Below are 17,264 nucleotides of genomic sequence, written 5' to 3' on the forward strand. Positions count from 1 at the left end.
TCTTTATCACGCAATAGGTTGCCCTTGACGACCTTTCGCGCACCCTGTCAGCAGGTACAAAAGTAAAAGGAGCTTCCAGTACTCGCGGGGCATCGGAAGAAAACACAGGCTCTCTGTGTGAACACACGAGGTGCATGATCATGGCGAACGATCAAGACAAGGCGGGTCAGCAAGGCGGCGCCGCGCAAACCAACCCTGGTAGTTTTGCAAACGACCGTGAGAAGGCTTCGGAAACCGGCCAGAAAGGCGGTCAAATGCCCGGAGGGAAATCTGAGGATCAACAAACAGGGCAAGGCAGCGGCGGTAACCTTAAGGAAGATAATCCTCAGCGTGCCGGTGGTGGAACCCAACACGGTGGTCAAGGAGGGCATACCTCTGGCAGCAAATCTGACCGGGAGCAAGGTATGGACGAAGGGTCGCAAGCTATTCAGGACGAAGACAGCGGGATGACGGAAGACAACCGCTAAGTCCACCAGGGCGATGGAGAGCCCTGGTTTCTTCACCGTCCGTAATTCAGATGCAGCAGTTCGCCTTGAACAGTTGGCCGTCAGCCTCTGTGTCTAACGATCAACCTCGAATTACACCCTGTCCTAGGCCACCTGCACCGCTTTGCGCCATTGATCCGTGGCCAGGCGCCTGGCTCTATCAACACCCCAGGCCAGAGCTCGAGTCATGGACTCGCCTGGACGAGAATTGAACGCTTCTTCGTGCAATGCCATTCCACAGCCGGCATACACACCGATGAACATTTGCGTCTGACCGGTGCGCGAGAGCCTGACCTGCACATCAATCGTGGTGCCGTCATCGAGCTCCTCGTCATGGGTACGATGATGAAGCACTGGATCCGCCCATTCCCAAAACACATCACCTCGAACACGCATGCCGCCCTCCTACGACTTTAGTCTTATACGGAAACCTCAACATAGCAAAGCTGGGAGGCAGTTCAATGACGTAGTCGGTAGTCATACAGGTAACAGACAGCCGGTCTGATTTTCGATACAAACTTATTTTCCTGTACAACTTTGCAGCCTTGGTCAGGCGGTCAGAGCAGGCAACCGCGTTGCCAAGAGCCCGGCAGCTGCGGAATTCAGCAATTCAGGGGTAAGCTTTTCGCGAAGCACCCACTTACACGCGACAATTTCATGGTCGGCAACGGGCTTCTCATTTTCGTGGAATCGGGTGGTGAAGATGTGATGCACAACTGACCCCACTCTGATTGAACACAAAGAAAGCAGGCCATGCCCTTCAATGGATGTCTCCTCACGTAGCTCTCTTGCCGCAGCTGCATGAGGGCTCTCACCAGGCTCAATCAAACCACCTGGGAAATTCCATTTGCCGCCTTTTTTCCGAACAAGCAGTACCCTGCCGCTTCGAAGGCAGATTATCGTTGCCCTGGATTTGATTCTGCATTTTCGTTTGTCCCGCATGCACACACTCGTATCATCATTACCCATCAACACCCACCCTCTCGCGACACAGAGTAATGGACTTCTTCCCTGAAGACGTTTCCATGCTGCGACTCGTTCAATCACAGGGGCGTATTAGCCATCGGTTCGCCTCAGATCAGCAGAGCCCGGCACTGCATGAGCAGTTGCATACCCGAATTTTGGGGGCCAATGACCCTAGTGAGCTCAAGTGCAAGTTGCTGGCAAATCGGGGAATCTCGGTAGCCGCCGGTCGGTGGATGGCCCAGACAGGACCAGTCTGCCCGTTCTCAAGCATCGCCATTGAAGCTGTTGTTTTGAACTTTGCATGGCCTGGAAGCTTCCCCTGCATACCCCCACGATTTTTGTGATGCAGGAGCTAGGAGCATGAGAGCACTGACCTACCACGGAGCAAACGACGTCAGGGTCGACAACGTCCCTGATCCCATCATCGAGCGAGAAGACGACATCATCCTCAAGGTGACTGCCACCGCCATTTGCGGCTCCGATTTGCACCTCGACCGAGGCAAAATTCCAGAGCCCGAAGCGGGTGATATCTTTGGCCACGAGTTCATGTACGCGGGCTTCATTCACGGGTTCATGTTCGGCGACGCGTTCGATAAGGGCCTTACCTTCAAGATGGGCCAGACCCATGTCCAGAAATACCTGCCTGAACTGCTGGAACACATCGAAGCAGGCCGTCTACAACCGGAATTGATCGTCACTCACCGCCTCGCCCTCGAAGAAGCAGCCATGGGCTACAAGGTGTTCGATCAGAAGCAGGACAACTGCCGCAAGGTCATCCTCGTGCCAGGCGCTGCACCCGGCACCTTGGGCCCTGACTACGTATAGAGGAGGTGAAGTCATGAACGGTCTTGCCAGCTACTTCTGGATTGCCGTGGCGGCAATCCTCTTGCTCATCGATCTGTGGGCCATCGTCAGCGTCTTCAGAAGCGACAAGTCAGATGCAGTCAAAGCGGCCTGGGCCCTGCTGATCCTCGCGCTGCCGGTAGTCGGCCTGGGAATCTGGGGCGTTGCTGGCCCGCGCGGCATCAAGCGAGGTACAGGGCCCACCTCCGACGAGCACAGCAAAGGCTGACATCTGCCAGCTGCATTTATAGGGGTTTTCAACATGATCGATCAAGCGACAGGCATGAAATCCGGCGAACGCTATCGCGTGCAAAACGTGGAGCGCGCTCATCAGTTTCCAGGCTTCTTCCAGGACGGGAAGTATTATCTCGGCCCTGAACTTCTCACCGCCGTGGGCTGGCTTGAAGGTACACGCTTCATCTATGACAGCCTGGATGCCGCAGGTGAACCCGTTTTTCCAAACCGGGAGGCAGGCACGGTCGAAGGGCTGACATTGACCCTGGTCGATGGCACTTCCCTTGAGCTCTTACGGATCGAGGCCAGCGACACCATTGTCCCAGTTGCCCCCGGTGCATCGGGTACGGAACGAGAAGCGCCTGACAGTGGCGCCTGGATAAATCGCAGTCCCAAGGCCGAAGACTCATCGGGAAACCTCTTTGAGCCTCCGAATGGCAAGAGGGATATCGACGGAGGCTGGAGGAAGTCAAAACACAAAACGCCGCTGCTGATCGGTGCAGCGGCGTTGGGAGTCCTTGTGGGTTTCACACTCACACATTCACGACGCAGAGATGGCTAGAGGCGGTCTGCGTAACGAGGGCAGCGGGCGCGCCTGAGGGGATGCCAGCCATCTTAATCATTGAACCGTTTCTTTCTGCGTGTACTCAACCTCGAGCAAGTGCTTGATTCAATCCGTGATGAGGAACGCCATGAACGCTATCGACTTACTGATCCAGGACCACAAGCTCGTGAAGAAGCTGCTCGAAGAGCTGTCGACCACTACCGAGCGTGCCGTAAAGAAACGGGCCGAGTTACTCCACAGGATCGAGCAGGAGTTGCAGATCCACACCGCGCTCGAGGAAGAAATACTCTACCCGGCCATCAAGCAAGCGGGTGGCAAGGAAGAAGCGAAGATGTACTACGAGGCCAAGGAAGAACACCGCACTGTCGACGCCCTCGTTCTGCCCGACCTCCTGCATACCGAAACCGGCACCGTCGAATTCGCCGGGCGGGTCAAGGTCATGAAAGAGTTGCTGGAGCATCACATCGAGGAAGAGGAAGGCGAACTGTTCCCCACCGCGGAGAAGCTGCTCAGCAAGGACACCCTCGAGGAGCTTGGGCAAGCCATGGAAATGCAGAAAAAGATGCTCAAGGGCGAGCAGCGAGCGGCGTAGTCAAGCGATCACCTGCCAGCGCTCAGCGCGTGGCAGGTGATCGGCTTCAGATACCCCATCATCAGTCGGAAGGTGTCATGGAATACTGGATTGGGTTACTTGAATGGCCTGCGATGTTGATGACTGTGCTGGCAGCGTGGTGCATCGGTTCGCGCCGTCCGGGGCGGAGGAAGGCAGGTTTCTGTTGTTTTATCGCAAGCAACGTGTTGTGGGCCGTCTGGGGCTGGCAAGCTGAAGCCTGGGCATTGATCATCCTGCAATTCTGCCTCTGTGCCATGAACCTGCGAGGCTGGCGAAAAAATACGCAACTGGAAGCGACGGCGTGACCAGCTCATGCCAGGGGCAGGGATACGCGGAAGGTGGTGCCCGATGACGAGTTGGATGCCACGTCGATAGCCCCCCCATGCCGGGCCACGATCTCGCCGACGATGAACAGGCCAAGACCCAGCCCACCGGATGCCTCGTGATGTTCCGACGCCAATCGGGAGTACCTGGCCTGAGGGTTGAATAGATGAGGCACAACATCCGGCGCAATGGGTTTGCCCCAGTTATGTACGCTGAACTCGACTGCCTCAGGGCGTTGGGTCAGTGTTACGGTGATGGGCCTGGCATGATCACCGTGGTGAAACGCATTGGCTATCAGGTTGGAAAACACCTGCCCCATCCGGGTGACGTCAAACTGGCCAAATGCTTGCTGGCCGCCCTTCAGGACAACTGTGATCTCAGGGCGGGAAATGCGAAGCTCGTCCACAAGCGTATGGCACACCTGGGAAAGGTCGACAGGTTCTTTCTGGATGGGTATGCCAGTCCCCAGGTTCGCTTTGGCGAGATCGAGTAGATCAGTCACGATTTGCCTGGATCGTGTCACACTGGCCGCAATCTGGTCTGCAATTTTTCGGTCGCGCTCGTTCAGCTGACCTTTACGGCTCAACATCTCGGCGCCCAGAAGGGCTGCCGTCATCGGCGTTCGTAGATCATGCCCAAGTACACCCAGTACCAGTTTCCGTGTTGTCTCCACCGCGATGCCGTACGAGGTGATGGATTCGCTCAAGGCTTGATCAATGGCCTCGTTGAAACGAACCATATCATCGATAGCATGGGGTTCATCAGCCCTCTGCTGCGCAAACCAAAGACGCAGCACACTTGCGCGCAGCGCACAATACTCTGCGACCACTTGATCAAGCGTGAACCCGGCACTCAGCCGGGTAACAGCATGGGCCTGAGCGGCTGTTTCGACCGAGCTCGTTGCCTGCATGCCTCGAGACTTCTCAAACTGCTGGCGGGCTGTCTGTGAGGCTGCCATGTCCAGTGCAACGGTTCGCAACATGGCTTCAGCGTGGTTACGCAGGCCTGCAGCATCAAGATCCGGCATAGGGGTCTCGACGGTGCGAGCAAAATCCTCAAAAGCCTCGAGAATGAGCTCGATGTGCTGTGTAATGAACGCATAGAGCCGCACGTCGGGTCCTCGGTGTAATCGCAAGCATCATGGGTGAATGATCAGCATAGACGACGCTGATGACTGAAGATGAACGCGATGAGGTGAAGTGCGTGTAACTTTCCCGATGTGTGCCCAGAGGCCTTTCCAATCCGCCCGTTCCAGCGGGCATCTGCGCTGGCAGCTAGCGCTGCTGGCGACGCCCGCTCAACTGGATCCAGACCGGTGCATGATCACTGGCCTTGGCTTCGTTGCGCACCCAGGCATCCACACCCGCCCGCTTCAGATAAGGGCTGAGACTGGGGTTGAGCAGCAGATGATCAATGCGCAGCCCGGCATTGCGCGCCCAATGATTGCGAAAATAGTCCCAGAACGTGTAGATGCGCTGCTCGGGATACAGGTGACGAACAGCATCGACCCAGCCCTGCGCCAGCAATTGTTGGAAACACGCCCGCGATTCAGGTTGCAGCAGCGCGTCCTTGAGCCATGAGCGCGGGTTATAGATGTCCAGATCGGTCGGCACAACATTGAAATCGCCCGCCAACACCGCAGGGTGGCTGCTGCCCTGCAGTGTTTGGGCATGCTTGATCAGGCACTCGAACCAGCGCAGTTTGTAATCAAACTTGGGGCCAGGTTGCGGGTTGCCATTGGGCATGTAAAGGCAGCTAACCAATACACCGTGCACCGCAGCCTCCAGATAGCGGCTCTGCTGATCGTCCTGCATGCCGGGCAGCCCGCGACGTACCTCCAGCGGCTCGCTATCGCGCGCCAGGATCGCCACGCCATTCCAGGAGGGTTGCCCCTGATACAGGCAGCCATAACCTGCCGCTTCGATGGCCTGGCGCGGAAACTGCTGATCGGCCGCCTTCAGCTCCTGCAAGCAGGCAATGTCCGGTTGCTCCCGCTCCAGCCAGGCCAAGAGCGCGGGCAGGCGGCTGCGGATGCCATTGATATTGAAGGTGGCGATCTTCAGCGCTTTCATGCGTCAGGGTCGCTCACGTGAGCCTGTACGGCATCCTCCAGTGCCCGTATATGTGCCTCGTCGGCCAGTGCCTTCAGCGCCAACCAGTCATCCCAGTCAATCGCGCCGTCGTCCCGCAGCGCCTCGGCGGTGCGAACCAGTTCGTGGTGGTAGGCATCCGGCGATTCGCGCCGGTAGCTGATGTCGTCGTACTGCGCGTACCAGGCTTCAAGTTCAGGAATGCTGCGTTCGATGCTCATGACGGCCGCCTCGTTCTATCCCTGCTAGTGAGAGCCCAGGCCCCGCGCAATTGTTCAACTGCAACGGTCAGCCGGTCAGCCTCCCTACCGCTGAAGCAGTGCATTGGAACTTCTCCCCCCTTCCGAGACGTCCCACATCCACACCTGGCGAAAACGGAGATAGAACGATGAGTGCAAAACTGAGTGGCAAGCGCGTAGCCTTTTTGGTCACCGATGGCTTCGAACAAGTGGAGTTGACCGGACCGCGTGAAGCCTTGGAGAAAAACGGGGCCGTGATCGACATCCTGAGTGACAAGGAAGGCACTGTCCGCGGCTGGAACCATGACAAGCCGGCCGACGAGTTTGCGGTGGACGCGACGTTCGACAGCGCCCACCTCGACCTTTACGATGCCATTGTGCTACCGGGTGGGGTACAGAATTCCGACACCATCCGCCTGATACCTGGCGCCCAGAAACTGGTGAAAAGCCACAACTCGGCCAGCAAGCCGCTGGCGGTGATCTGCCACGGCGCCTGGCTGCTGGTGTCGAGTGGACTGGCCAAGGGCAAACGGATGACCAGTTACCAGACATTGCAGGATGATATCCGCAATGCAGGTGGTGACTGGGTCGATGAAGAGGTAGTGGTGGACGGCAACCTGATCACTAGCCGCAAGCCGGATGATATCCCCGCCTTCAGCGAGCAATTGATCAGGGCCCTTGCTGGCTAGCTGCCCGACCCGTGAACTGGCAAATACCTGGTTTGCCAGTTCAACACGCCAGCGCCGTTTGCATGCAATCACCTGACGGTTGCTGCAACGGTTTGCAAAACCGGCCCACCACCTTACAATCGCGATTAATTCCCATATGCATCTGATTAGCGGAAAGGTGAAGTGCCCATCGACGCCCCACTGCAACCCATCGACAGCCTGTATCGCGACCACCACGGCTGGCTGCAAGGCTGGCTGCGCCACCGCCTGGGTGATCGCGAGCGGGCGGCGGACATCGCTCAGGACACTTTCCTGCGCCTGCTGGTAACCCGCCGCCTGCCGGAACAGCGCGACGGCCGTCGATTCCTGGTGCAGATCGCCCGCAATCTGGTCATAGACCAGTGGCGTCGCCAGCGTATCCACCAAGCGTATCTGGAGAGCATCGCCGCCCTGCCCGAGCCAGAAACGCCGTCACTGGAAACCCGCGCGATCGTGATCGAAACCCTGATGCAGATCGACGCCATGCTCGACAAGATGCCTGCAAAGGTACGCGAGGCATTCCTGCTGTCGCAATTTGAAGGGCTGACCTACACACAGATCGCAGCGCGGCTGGACGTCAGCGTCAGCTCGGTGCAAAAGTACATGCTCCGCGCCATCACTGCCTGCTATCAGGTCCTGTACGCTGAATGAAGAACGTCAGCGAAGCCCCCCTCTCCCCCGCAATCGTCGAGCAGGCCAGCCATTGGCTCATGCTGCAATGGAGCGGTGAGTTCGAAGCGGCGCAACAGCAGCGCTTTCTTGAATGGCGCGCCGCGGACCCGGAGCACGATCGCGCATGGCGACGCCTGGAGCGCCTGCAAAGTACCCTGAGCGGTGTCCCAGCGGATACAGCACTAGGGGTGCTGCGCGAGCTGCCCGATGCACGTCGTCGGCAGGCGCTCAAGCTGCTCGGCACGCTGCTGTTGGCCGGCGGGAGCGGCTATCTGGTCCATTCACAATCCCCTTGGCGCGAAGCCACGGCAGACCTGCGCAGCGGCACTGGCGAACGCTTGCAACGCTCGCTGGACGATGGCAGCCAACTTAGCCTGAACAGCGGCACTGCGGTTGATATCCGGTACAACGCGTCGGAACGGCGCATTTGCCTGCTCGCTGGGGAGTTGTTGCTTGAAAGTGGTCATGACCCGGCGCATCGCCCGCTGATCGTTGAAACTGCAGCGGGAGAAATCCAGGCGTTGGGCACACGCTTTTCCGTGTACCAGCGTGAGGATGGCAGCCACGTCGAGCTGTTTGAAGGCGAGCTGGAGCTGCGTCCGCGGCAGTCGCCCGCCAGCCGCCTTCACGCAGGACAAAGTCGCTGGTTTTCGGCCAATCGCCTCGGCGACCTCGGGCCAGCCAACCTCAACACCATCGCCTGGCTAGACGGCCGCTTGATCGCCGAGCGCATGCCGCTGGGGCACTTCGTCGCCGAGCTGGCTCGCCATCGTCCCGGTGTGCTTCGCTGCGACCCCGCTGTAGCGCAGTTGCCACTGACGGGGGTGTTTCCCTTGGCAGACACCGACCGCGTGCTGATGGCAGTTCAGCAGTCGCTGCCCGTAAAAATACAGAGATTGACGCGCTTCTGGGTCAATGTCAGCCCGGCTTAGAAACGCACAAGACTGCTGGCCGTTTGCTGCCAGCCTGGAATGGCAAAAAAGAGTTTGTGCGGTGTTGTCGTTTTGGTCGAGTTGTACGGGATACCTCTTGAAACCCATCAACAAGCCTTCTCAAGAGGATCGTTCAGAGTGTCGCACCTGCCCACGCCAACCCGTTCACGGCTGACCCGCCACATCCTGCTTGCCAGCTTGCTCGGCGGCGCCCCTTTATTGCTTGCCATGCCTGCCGCACTGGCCTACGCAAGTGAACAGACACGCCATTACGCCATCCCGGCTGGGGGCCTTGATCAGGCGCTGAACCGTTTCGCAAGCCAGTCCGGCATCTTGCTGTCCGCAGACGCACAATTGACCGCTGGCAAGCATACCCCGGGGCTCAGCGGCACCTACTCGGTGAGCGATGGCCTCGCCCAGTTGCTGACCGGCACCGGCCTGCGCGTGCTCAAGGGTGAGGACAGCTACATCATAGAAGTGGCAGCGGACAGCGAAGGTGCCCTGGAACTGGGGGCGACTACCGTAACCGGCGCACTGCTGTCTGGCACCACCGAAGGCACAGGTTCGTACACCTCACGTTCAGCGCAGACGGCGACCAAACTGCCATTGTCCCTGCGCGAGACGCCACAATCGGTCACGGTCATCACGCGCCAACGCATCGAGGACCAGAACCTCGCCAACCTCAACGAGGTGGTGCAGAACACTCCTGGGCTCACCCTGCGCCGGACTGGCCCCGAACGATCCTCGTACTACGCCCGGGGGTTTTCCCTCGATAACATCATGTACGACGGCCTGCCCACCAGCCTGGACAGCTCACAGGTATCCCAGGACCTGCTGTCGGCCGACATGGCCATGTATGACCGGGTCGAAGTCGTACGCGGTGCCACCGGCCTGATGCAGGGTGCGGGCAACCCTGCGGCGTCGATCAACCTGATCCGCAAGCGGCCGACGCGCGAGTTCCAGGCCAGCATCGAAGGCAGCATGGGCAGTTGGGACCGTTACCGCACCGAGGTCGATGTCTCCGGCGCGCTCAACGACAGCGGAACCGTTCGCGGCAGAATGGTGACGGCATATCAGACCGGCAACAGCTACCGAGACACACTGGAAAACGAACGCAACCTGTTCTACGGCATCCTGGAGGCCGACCTGGACGACAGCACCACCTTGACCCTGAGTGCATCGCGCCAGCAAGACAACAACAATGGCAACGGCTGGACCGGCCTGCCGGTGGGCTTTGACGGCAGCGACCTGCATTTGTCACGCTCTACTTCGCTGAGCAGCGACTGGGAGTATTGGGACAAGACCAGCACCTCTGCCTACGCGGCACTGGACCACATTCTGGACAATGGCTGGAAGCTCAACCTCTCGGCCACCAAAACCTGGGCCGACCTCGACATGCTGGGCACCTATCTGGTCGCTAACACCACCACCCAGGCCTATAACCAGTTCGTCGGCGCGGGGCACTATCGGGAAACCCAGAACAGCTTCGACGCCTATGCCAGCGGCCCGTTTCGCCTGATGGACCGAGACCACGAACTGGTGGTCGGCGCCAGCCACCGGCGGGTGGTGTTCAACGGTGATGTGCCCTACAACATCTTGCTGAACAGCAACATCGACCTCTACAACTGGGATGCTGGCGCCACACCAAAACCGCCGAGCCAGGACAAGTACGGCTGGCAGAACACCAACGCCAAGCTCAACAGCGTTTATGCCACCACACGCCTGAGCCTGGCCGACCCGCTGAAGCTGATCCTGGGCAGCCGCCTGGACTGGTACGACAACACCACCACCTCGCCCTACAAAAGCACCGCCCCGAGCGAGCTGAAAGTCACCCGGCATGTCACCAAGTACGCCGGCCTGATCTATGACATCGACGAGCATCACAGCGTGTATGTGAGCTACACCGATATCTTCAAACCCCAGAACTACAAGGATGCTTCCGAAAACATCATTGCGCCGATCACCGGAAAAAACCATGAACTGGGCATCAAGGGTGAATACTTCGACGGGGCACTGAACGCATCGGCTGCCCTCTTCCAGATCGACCAGGAAAACCGTGCGAAATCGTTTACCGACGGTTGCCCTACTGCCCCGACTACCCCGTGCTACGAGGCGGCAGGCAAAGTGCGCAGCAAGGGCATAGAGCTGGAGGTACAGGGCCAATTGACGCCTGATTGGCAACTGGCTGCCGGTTATACTTTTGCCGAGGCCAAGTATGTCAAGGATACCAAGAAAGAAAACGAGGGCCGTCTGTTCGACACCGACATACCCCGCCATCTGTTCAAGATGAGCACGTCCTACACACTGCCGGGTCAATACAACCAGTGGCGTGTCGGAGCCTCCCTTTATCACCAGAATCGAATCTACAACAAGAACACCACCTTCATGATCGAGCAGGATGGCTACACCTTGGTGGACTTCATGTTGGGGTTCAAGCCGACCGAACACATCGATGCGCGCGTCAACCTTAACAACGCGTTCGACAAGAAGTACTACAACGCCCTCAGCAACTCTGTCGCGGTGCCGAGCAACGTTTACGGTGAGCCACGCAACCTGATGCTGTCGCTGAAGTACACATTCTGATAGCTGTGCTGCCCCCGGCTCTTGAACAGCCGGGGCAACAGATGGATGCCATGTGCGGCAGACATGCGTCCACGGTAGCTTGGCTCACGGTTTCTTTTCCACGTCCCTTGGTGCTTTCGCGGGGCCTTGGGGGTCCACTTGAGGGTCGTCCAGATCAGGGGAGTCCGGGTCGAAACCCAAGTCCTGATCAGTTGTTGCATGATCGGAAGAATGGGGGCCTTTCTGCCGCTGATCGTCGGGTTTGTTCATCATCTAGTCTCCGAAGTGTGAGAAATGTGGTTTGTTCACCGTCACGGCCTTGCCCTGTCTGAACAATGTCGTGGCTTGATCTTGAACACGTCAATGGGAGTCCTCCCTGCCTGGCCCCGCTTCGTCGTGCTCCCCCAGTTGCTGGTATCGCTTACGAAGCGCATGGAGTTCAGCTGGCCCCATATCTTCAAGGTCGAGCAACGCCTTGTGCGCCCGTTGGGTAGTGCGCAACAGTTCGTCAAGTTTGATGTGCAACTCGTCGCTATCACGGTTTTGGGTATTCTGGATCAGGAACACCATCAGGAACGTGATGATCGTGGTCGATGTATTGATGACCAACTGCCAGGTGTCGTTGAAATGAAACAAGGGCCCGCTTACGCCCCAGGCAATGATCAGCATAAAGGCAATAACGAACGTCAACGGCCGCCCGCTATGGTTGGCTAGCCATTGTGCAAACCGATCAAACTTCATGGCTGAGCCTCCTTCATGGTGTACCTCAGTAGAACCCAGGCATCCGGTGGAGGATTGCAACACCGGTAAAGTTCCCTTTTGCATGGCCATCCACTCGTCAATCGCACTGAACAATCCGGTCCCGGTTCCTGTCGCTACTGTTACATACAGGAGCGCAGGGACTTATGGTGAGCGAGATCCGCATCGGAATTTCCGGTTGGCGCTATGGCCCATGGCGCAAGGACTTCTACCCCGAGGGGCTGCGCCAGGACGACGAGCTGGCGTTTGCCTCGCGGGCAGTCAACAGCATCGAAATCAACGGTTCGTTCTACGCACTGCAAACGCCCGAGCGCTATGCCAAGTGGCGTGACGAGACACCGGAGGGGTTCGTGTTCTCTGTCAAGGCGCCGCGCTACATCACCCACGTACGCAGGCTGCGCGAAATCGACGAGGCGCTTGCCAACTTCTTCGCGTCGGGCCCCTTGCTGCTGGGTGACAAGCTGGGCCCCTTCCTGTGGCAGTTTCCCCCGAATCTGAAATTCGACGCGCAGCGCTTCAGCGACTTTCTGGCCAAGCTGCCACGCGACCGCAAAGCCGCCCGCAGCCTTGCGCACCACGCCGCCGAACGCCTGCAAGGCAACGGCGGCACGGCCGTGCCGGGTAATGCGCGCTTGCGCCACGCCGTGGAAATCCGCCACCCCAGCTTCCTCTGCGACACCTTCATCGACCTGCTACGCAAGCACAAGGTTGCCCTGGTGGTCGCCGACAGCGCCGGCAAATGGCCCTATGTCGAAGAGGTCACGGCCGAGTTCGTGTACCTGCGCCTGCATGGCGATGTCGAACTGTACAGCAGCGGCTACACGGCCAGGGCGCTGCGCCGCTGGCGCCTGCGCATCCAGGCCTGGGCTGCGGGCAGCCAGCCTGAGGATGCTCAGCGTGTGGTGCGCCGCGCTCCGGCAAAACGCACCTCCCGTGACGTCTACTGCTACTTCGACAACGACCAGAAAGTCCACGCCCCCTACGATGCCCGCCGCCTGCTGGACAAGCTAGGCCTTGACGGCGAGTTGGTGACCGAACCAGGCGTCGAGCCGCAGGAGCCGCTATGAACCCGACACTGCCCGCCCCCCGCTGCATCATCGACAAGGTCACCGCCGTACATCGCCTGACGGTACTGACCCTCAACGTGCACAAAGGCTTCACCCTGTTCAACCGCCGCTTCATTTTGCCGGAGCTGCGCGAGGCGGTACGCTCGACCGGCGCCGACCTGGTGTTTCTCCAGGAGGTGCACGGCACTCATCACCATCATGCCGAGCGCCATCCCAAGTGGCCACAGACACCCCAGTACGAATTCCTCGCCGACAGCATGTGGCCGCAGTTCGCCTATGGCCGCAATGCGGTCTACCCCCATGGCGACCATGGCAACGCCCTGCTGTCCAAGTTCCCCATCCGTGCCCATGACAACCTGGATGTTTCGGTCCATGGCAACGAAGAACGGGGCCTGCTGCATTGCCAGCTGGAAGTGCCGGGCCATGAACAGGTGCACACCGTCTGCGTACACCTGGGCCTGCGTGAGGAGCATCGTCAGCGTCAGGTCGGCCTGCTGCTGACATTGCTGGACAGCCTGCCGCCGGATGAGCCGGTCATCGTCGCCGGCGACTTCAACGATTGGCGCCTGAAAGCAGATGCGCGGCTGTCGGGCCACCTGGTGGAAGCTTTCGGCAAGCCGGCACGCAGCTTTCCCGCGCGCTTGCCGATGCTGCGGCTGGACCGCATCTACCTGCGTAACGCACAAGCTTGCGAAGCACGGGTGTTGTCCAGATACCCATGGTCCCACCTCTCCGACCATGCCCCGCTGGTGGCGCAGGTGACGCTATGAAACTGAATGGGTGCGACGGCAACCGCGTCGAGTTGCTGATAAACGGCGAGCAGTATTACCCCCGCGTATTCGAGGCCATGGCCCAGGCACGCGAGGAAATCCTCCTGGAAACTTTCATCATTTACGACGACAAGGTCGGTCAACCCTTGCGCCACGCCCTGATCGATGCCGCGCGGCGCGGGGTGCGGGTCGAGGTGGCGGTGGACGGCTACGGCACCGCCGACCTGCCTGACGATTTCATCTCGTCGATGACCGAGGCCGGGGTGCGTTTCCATTCCTTCGATCCGCGACCACGGCTGGTGGGCATGCGCACCAACCTGTTTCGCCGCTTGCACCGCAAGATCCTGGTGATCGACGGGCAACGCGCCTTCATTGGCGGCATCAATTACAGTGCCGACCACCTGGATGACTTCGGCCCACAGGCCAAGCAGGACTACGCCGTGGAGGTCGTCGGCCCGGTGGTGGCCCAGGTGCATGCTTCTTCCTGCCGCATGCTCGCACCGGTGCTGGATGCCGCCAGCAGGGTTCAGCCGGGCGGCATCGCTTCAGGCCCGACGAGCGCCGTGCTGGTGGAGCGCGACAACCAGCGCCATCGCAACGATATCGAAGCCTGCTACCTGCAGGTTTTCCGTGAAGCAAGGCATCGTATCGTCGTGGCCAACGCCTACTTCTTCCCGGGCTACCGCTTGCTGCGCGAACTGCGCAACGCCGCCCGGCGCGGGGTCGAGGTGACGCTGATCCTCCAGGGGCAACCGGACATGCGCTGGGTACGCGCGCTCTCGCGGCTGCTCTACAACTACCTGTCGCGCGACGACGTGCGCATCCATGAGTACTGCCAGCGGCCGCTCCATGGCAAGGTTGCGTTGGTGGACAATGACTGGTCCACCGTAGGCTCAAGCAACCTCGACCCCCTGAGCCTGTCGTTCAACCTTGAGGCCAACCTGCTGATTCGCGACCCCGCGTTCAACGAACACCTGTACCAGCACTTGACCGAACTGAGCCGGGAGCACTGCAAGACCGTGACGCTGGAGCGCATGGTGCGCGGCTACTGGTGGCGTGCCCCGCTGATCTTTCTGGGCTTCCACATCACGCGCTATTTCCCGCGGATCGCCGGCTGGTTTCCGGCGCACCGGCAGCGCCTGCAGTCGCTGCAAGGCCCCGGCCGACTACCACGGGGGCAAGACATGATGGCCACTTCACGCTGGAAGACCTGGGGCAAGCGCTTGCTGACCGTGCTGTTCCTGGTGTTGATACCGGTACTGCTGTTCACCCTGGCACGTAACCTGGACTGGAACGAAGTCCGCCAGTCGCTGCTGGCGTACCGGCCCTCGACCCTGGCCTTGGGGTTGCTGCTGGCCCTGTGCAGCTACCTGGTATTCGCCAGCTACGACCTGCTCGCCCGCGCCTACACAGGCCACCACCTGCCGGCCCGACAGGTACTGCCGGTAGCGTTCGTCTGCTATGCGTTCAACCTCAACTTCACCACCTGGGTCGGTGGCGTTGCCCTGCGTTATCGCCTGTACAGCCGGCTGGGCCTGGATACCCCAACCATCACCCGCATCATCACCTTGGGGCTGTTGACCAACTGGATGGGCTACCTGCTGCTGGCCGGTACGGTATTCGCCCTGGGCTTTGTGAAACTGCCGGAAAGCTGGGCGGTGGGTGCCAGCGGCCTGCGCCTGATCGGCGTATTGATGGTGGCGGTAGCGTTGGCATACCTGTGCGCCTGTGCCTTCGCCACGCGGCGCACGTGGGCGCTGCGCGGGCACGAAGTCACTCTGCCGAGCCTGCGTATGGCCCTCTGCCAGGTGGCGCTGGGCGCAAGCAACTGGGCGCTGATGGCAGCGCTGATTCACCTGCTGTTGCCCCCTGAGCTGTTCTATCCCTCGGTGCTGGGTGTGTTGCTGATCAGTTGCGTCGCCGGCGTGGTCGCTCACATTCCTGCCGGACTCGGCGTACTGGAAGCCGTATTCCTGGCGCTGCTCCACGGCCAGCTAGGCCAAGGCACCCTGGTGGCCGCACTGCTCGGCTATCGGACGTTGTACTACCTGATCCCGCTGCTAATGGCGGTGGTGACCTACCTGATCCTCGAAAAGCGTGCCAAGGCCTTGCGCAGACAGGCCGGGGCAGCCCTCGACAAGCGCTGACGGGCCCTGGTGCCCGGGAGGTATATCATGCGATTCGCTCTGTACATGGCAATGCTGGGCACCCTGAGCAGCGGGCAGGTGCTGGCCGAAGGTTGCGACGTGGTCACCCGCTCATCCAGCGAGGCGGTCAAACCGGTGCAGCAACACACCTGTTACAGCTACGGCAACATGCCCGCTGAGGCGATTGCCTGGTCGTGCAGCAACGAAAGCAAGGAAATGTTGAACAGCCAGAAGCGTCGGGTGGAGCGTTGCCCCGACGGCAGCGTTGGCAGCTGCATCGCGCCTCTGACGCAGGAGACGCTGGCCAACCCCGATGCCGCTGGGCGTGATGAGCCTGCCACCCGCCCTGCACTACCCAAGGATGCGCGGATCATCACCTACTACTACGACACCCCTGGCTTGGGCCAGGCACGTAGCGATTGCGAACGCAACAACGGTGTCTGGCAGACCCATTGAGGGCGTAACTCAAACCAGATGCGTGACGGGTGAGTTTCCACATGATCTGAACAACGTCCTGTCGCTCTCCCGTCTCACATCTGTCAGCCACTGGGCCTCATGGCGAAATCGGATCGCTCGCCGGGAATGTTTCATCCAGTGCATTATCGACATTGGATTCTTTCGACTCAGCCAACTCACCACACTTGCAGTCGCTCATACGACAGGGCTCGCCGTTGCGATGGCCCTTCGCACAGGCTTCGCAGCAATAGGCCTTGCCATCCTGGACCACAGCATTGGCATCCACTGTGCAAGAACAATGGGTGCAGGAACAGCGTTGCTCGTTCATCTCGGCTCTCTCCCTTCGTCATCGGGTACCACGTCATCGGTCCACAGCTCGCCGTCCAGCGGCGCGGAGCGAGCCAGTTCGGCCTCGTCCAGGCCGAACCCACCACCGATCTCGTGGGCCTGCACCTGGCGCAAGGTCTTGTCCGCCGGGCCGCCGCTGCCAGGCTCATCCGGATCGCGGGCACCGGTCTCATCGAGCAGCGTATCGGGGCTCAGGTCATCGAGGGTGACATTGTCCTCGTGCAGGCTGTCGCTCAGCGCCTCGCCGCCGGTCATCCCGCTTTCGGCGACACGCCGGGGCGGATAATCCTCGGCGATCTCCCGCGCCGGTCGCTCGTCGCCGACACGCCCCTGGCGTTCATCGCGGCGTTCGCTGAAATCCAGCTCGTGGACGCTGCCCATGCGGTCCTCGGTGTCGTCGATCTCAATGGGCGGTCTTGGGTCATCGGGTGTGGACATGAACGTTCTCCGTCTGTGGGCTTCACTCGGTCGATCCTCCCCAGCGG

Annotated in this window: 21 protein-coding genes and 4 pseudogenes; 16 read left to right on the forward strand and 9 right to left on the reverse strand. The window is 60.0% G+C overall.

Going from position 1 to position 17,264, the window contains the following annotated elements:
- The first annotated feature begins 140 nt into the window (after positions 1 to 140).
- Positions 141 to 467, forward strand: coding sequence for a KGG domain-containing protein (locus tag WF331_RS24870; RefSeq protein WP_024717780.1), 327 nt, complete (start codon positions 141 to 143; stop codon positions 465 to 467).
- 123 nt (positions 468 to 590) lie between these two features.
- Here WF331_RS24870 and WF331_RS24875 read toward each other — a convergent pair whose 3' ends face one another.
- Together WF331_RS24875 and WF331_RS24880 are read right to left on the reverse strand one after the other, a co-directional pair.
- The gene (locus WF331_RS24875) at positions 591 to 881 is read right to left on the reverse strand and encodes a hypothetical protein (protein ID WP_016486344.1); all 291 of its coding nucleotides are present in this window, start codon (positions 879 to 881) and stop codon (positions 591 to 593) included.
- 153 nt (positions 882 to 1,034) lie between these two features.
- Entirely contained in the window at positions 1,035 to 1,454 is a 420-nt protein-coding gene (locus WF331_RS24880) for an NUDIX domain-containing protein (RefSeq protein WP_223817393.1), read from the reverse strand.
- 357 nt (positions 1,455 to 1,811) lie between these two features.
- Between WF331_RS24880 and WF331_RS29400 the strand changes: the two are divergent.
- The 6 genes and pseudogenes from WF331_RS29400 to WF331_RS24905 form a co-directional block, all read left to right on the forward strand.
- Positions 1,812 to 1,988: pseudogene (locus WF331_RS29400) on the forward strand (glutathione-dependent formaldehyde dehydrogenase); the annotation flags it as partial.
- A 9-nt stretch (positions 1,989 to 1,997) separates the two neighbouring features.
- A pseudogene (locus WF331_RS29405) lies at positions 1,998 to 2,276 on the forward strand (glutathione-dependent formaldehyde dehydrogenase); the annotation flags it as partial.
- Positions 2,277 to 2,289: 13 nt separating this feature from the next.
- A complete protein-coding gene (locus tag WF331_RS24890) occupies positions 2,290 to 2,523 on the forward strand; it encodes a PLDc N-terminal domain-containing protein (RefSeq protein ID WP_016486342.1) in 234 nt (77 codons plus the stop codon).
- 33 nt (positions 2,524 to 2,556) lie between these two features.
- Positions 2,557 to 2,904 (forward strand): annotated as a pseudogene (locus tag WF331_RS24895) (SDR family oxidoreductase); the annotation flags it as partial.
- Between the two features lie 316 nt (positions 2,905 to 3,220).
- On the forward strand, positions 3,221 to 3,685 hold the full coding sequence (locus WF331_RS24900; RefSeq protein WP_321141903.1) for a hemerythrin domain-containing protein: 465 nt from the start codon (positions 3,221 to 3,223) through the stop codon (positions 3,683 to 3,685).
- 77 nt (positions 3,686 to 3,762) lie between these two features.
- The gene (locus WF331_RS24905; protein ID WP_080641017.1) at positions 3,763 to 4,011 is read left to right on the forward strand and encodes a hypothetical protein; all 249 of its coding nucleotides are present in this window, start codon (positions 3,763 to 3,765) and stop codon (positions 4,009 to 4,011) included.
- Positions 4,012 to 4,016: 5 nt separating this feature from the next.
- Here the strand turns inward: WF331_RS24905 and WF331_RS24910 are convergent, their stop codons facing one another.
- From WF331_RS24910 to WF331_RS24920, 3 genes are all read right to left on the reverse strand, one after another.
- Entirely contained in the window at positions 4,017 to 5,141 is a 1,125-nt protein-coding gene (locus WF331_RS24910) for a sensor histidine kinase (protein WP_086976101.1), read from the reverse strand.
- Between the two features lie 163 nt (positions 5,142 to 5,304).
- Positions 5,305 to 6,102 (reverse strand): exodeoxyribonuclease III, encoded by a 798-nt coding sequence (gene xth / locus WF331_RS24915; RefSeq protein ID WP_054888256.1) that lies wholly within the window; start codon positions 6,100 to 6,102, stop codon positions 5,305 to 5,307.
- Entirely contained in the window at positions 6,099 to 6,341 is a 243-nt protein-coding gene (locus tag WF331_RS24920) for a hypothetical protein (RefSeq protein ID WP_016486338.1), read from the reverse strand. The genes xth and WF331_RS24920 overlap by 4 nt, the downstream gene beginning before the upstream one ends.
- A gap of 167 nt (positions 6,342 to 6,508) precedes the next feature.
- On the opposite strand from WF331_RS24920, the gene WF331_RS24925 reads away from it, so the two are divergent.
- From WF331_RS24925 to WF331_RS24940, 4 genes are all read left to right on the forward strand, one after another.
- Complete coding sequence (locus tag WF331_RS24925) at positions 6,509 to 7,048, forward strand: type 1 glutamine amidotransferase domain-containing protein (RefSeq protein WP_016486337.1); 540 nt, start codon at positions 6,509 to 6,511, stop codon at positions 7,046 to 7,048.
- 162 nt (positions 7,049 to 7,210) lie between these two features.
- A complete protein-coding gene (locus WF331_RS24930; RefSeq protein ID WP_016486336.1) occupies positions 7,211 to 7,717 on the forward strand; it encodes a sigma-70 family RNA polymerase sigma factor in 507 nt (168 codons plus the stop codon).
- Entirely contained in the window at positions 7,714 to 8,670 is a 957-nt protein-coding gene (locus WF331_RS24935; protein WP_054888254.1) for a FecR domain-containing protein, read from the forward strand. The genes WF331_RS24930 and WF331_RS24935 overlap by 4 nt, the downstream gene beginning before the upstream one ends.
- Positions 8,671 to 8,808: 138 nt before the next feature.
- Complete coding sequence (locus WF331_RS24940) at positions 8,809 to 11,253, forward strand: TonB-dependent siderophore receptor (RefSeq protein WP_016486334.1); 2,445 nt, start codon at positions 8,809 to 8,811, stop codon at positions 11,251 to 11,253.
- An 84-nt stretch (positions 11,254 to 11,337) separates the two neighbouring features.
- On the opposite strand, the gene WF331_RS24945 is transcribed toward WF331_RS24940, so the two are convergent.
- Complete coding sequence (locus WF331_RS24945; protein WP_176393845.1) at positions 11,338 to 11,502, reverse strand: DUF6021 family protein; 165 nt, start codon at positions 11,500 to 11,502, stop codon at positions 11,338 to 11,340.
- Between the two features lie 90 nt (positions 11,503 to 11,592).
- The gene (locus WF331_RS24950; RefSeq protein ID WP_016486333.1) at positions 11,593 to 11,973 is read right to left on the reverse strand and encodes a low affinity iron permease family protein; all 381 of its coding nucleotides are present in this window, start codon (positions 11,971 to 11,973) and stop codon (positions 11,593 to 11,595) included.
- 164 nt (positions 11,974 to 12,137) lie between these two features.
- Between WF331_RS24950 and WF331_RS24955 the strand changes: the two genes are divergently transcribed.
- The 5 genes and pseudogenes from WF331_RS24955 to WF331_RS24975 all read left to right on the forward strand — a co-directional run bounded on the left by WF331_RS24955 (position 12,138) and on the right by WF331_RS24975 (position 16,431).
- Positions 12,138 to 13,058, forward strand: a complete 921-nt coding sequence (locus tag WF331_RS24955; protein WP_016486332.1) for a DUF72 domain-containing protein — start codon at positions 12,138 to 12,140, stop codon at positions 13,056 to 13,058.
- On the forward strand, positions 13,055 to 13,828 hold the full coding sequence (locus WF331_RS24960; RefSeq protein WP_054888252.1) for an endonuclease/exonuclease/phosphatase family protein: 774 nt from the start codon (positions 13,055 to 13,057) through the stop codon (positions 13,826 to 13,828). The genes WF331_RS24955 and WF331_RS24960 overlap by 4 nt, the downstream gene beginning before the upstream one ends.
- A pseudogene (gene clsB, locus WF331_RS24965) lies at positions 13,825 to 15,016 on the forward strand (cardiolipin synthase ClsB). The gene WF331_RS24960 and the pseudogene clsB overlap by 4 nt, the downstream one beginning before the upstream one ends.
- Positions 15,016 to 15,975, forward strand: coding sequence for a lysylphosphatidylglycerol synthase domain-containing protein (locus tag WF331_RS24970; protein ID WP_024717783.1), 960 nt, complete (start codon positions 15,016 to 15,018; stop codon positions 15,973 to 15,975). The pseudogene clsB and the gene WF331_RS24970 overlap by 1 nt, the downstream one beginning before the upstream one ends.
- A gap of 27 nt (positions 15,976 to 16,002) precedes the next feature.
- Positions 16,003 to 16,431 (forward strand): hypothetical protein, encoded by a 429-nt coding sequence (locus tag WF331_RS24975; protein ID WP_016486328.1) that lies wholly within the window; start codon positions 16,003 to 16,005, stop codon positions 16,429 to 16,431.
- Between the two features lie 97 nt (positions 16,432 to 16,528).
- Here the strand turns inward: WF331_RS24975 and WF331_RS24980 are convergent, their stop codons facing one another.
- Both WF331_RS24980 and WF331_RS24985 read right to left on the reverse strand, forming a co-directional pair.
- Positions 16,529 to 16,759 (reverse strand): metallothionein, encoded by a 231-nt coding sequence (locus WF331_RS24980; RefSeq protein WP_016486327.1) that lies wholly within the window; start codon positions 16,757 to 16,759, stop codon positions 16,529 to 16,531.
- Positions 16,756 to 17,217, reverse strand: coding sequence for a hypothetical protein (locus WF331_RS24985; RefSeq protein WP_054888251.1), 462 nt, complete (start codon positions 17,215 to 17,217; stop codon positions 16,756 to 16,758). Before WF331_RS24985 ends, WF331_RS24980 begins: the two co-directional genes overlap by 4 nt.
- Between the last annotated feature and the right edge of the window lie 47 nt (positions 17,218 to 17,264).

This window comes from Pseudomonas sp. YNh (assembly GCF_037993085.1).
Taxonomy (GTDB): Bacteria; Pseudomonadota; Gammaproteobacteria; order Pseudomonadales; family Pseudomonadaceae; genus Aquipseudomonas; species Aquipseudomonas putida.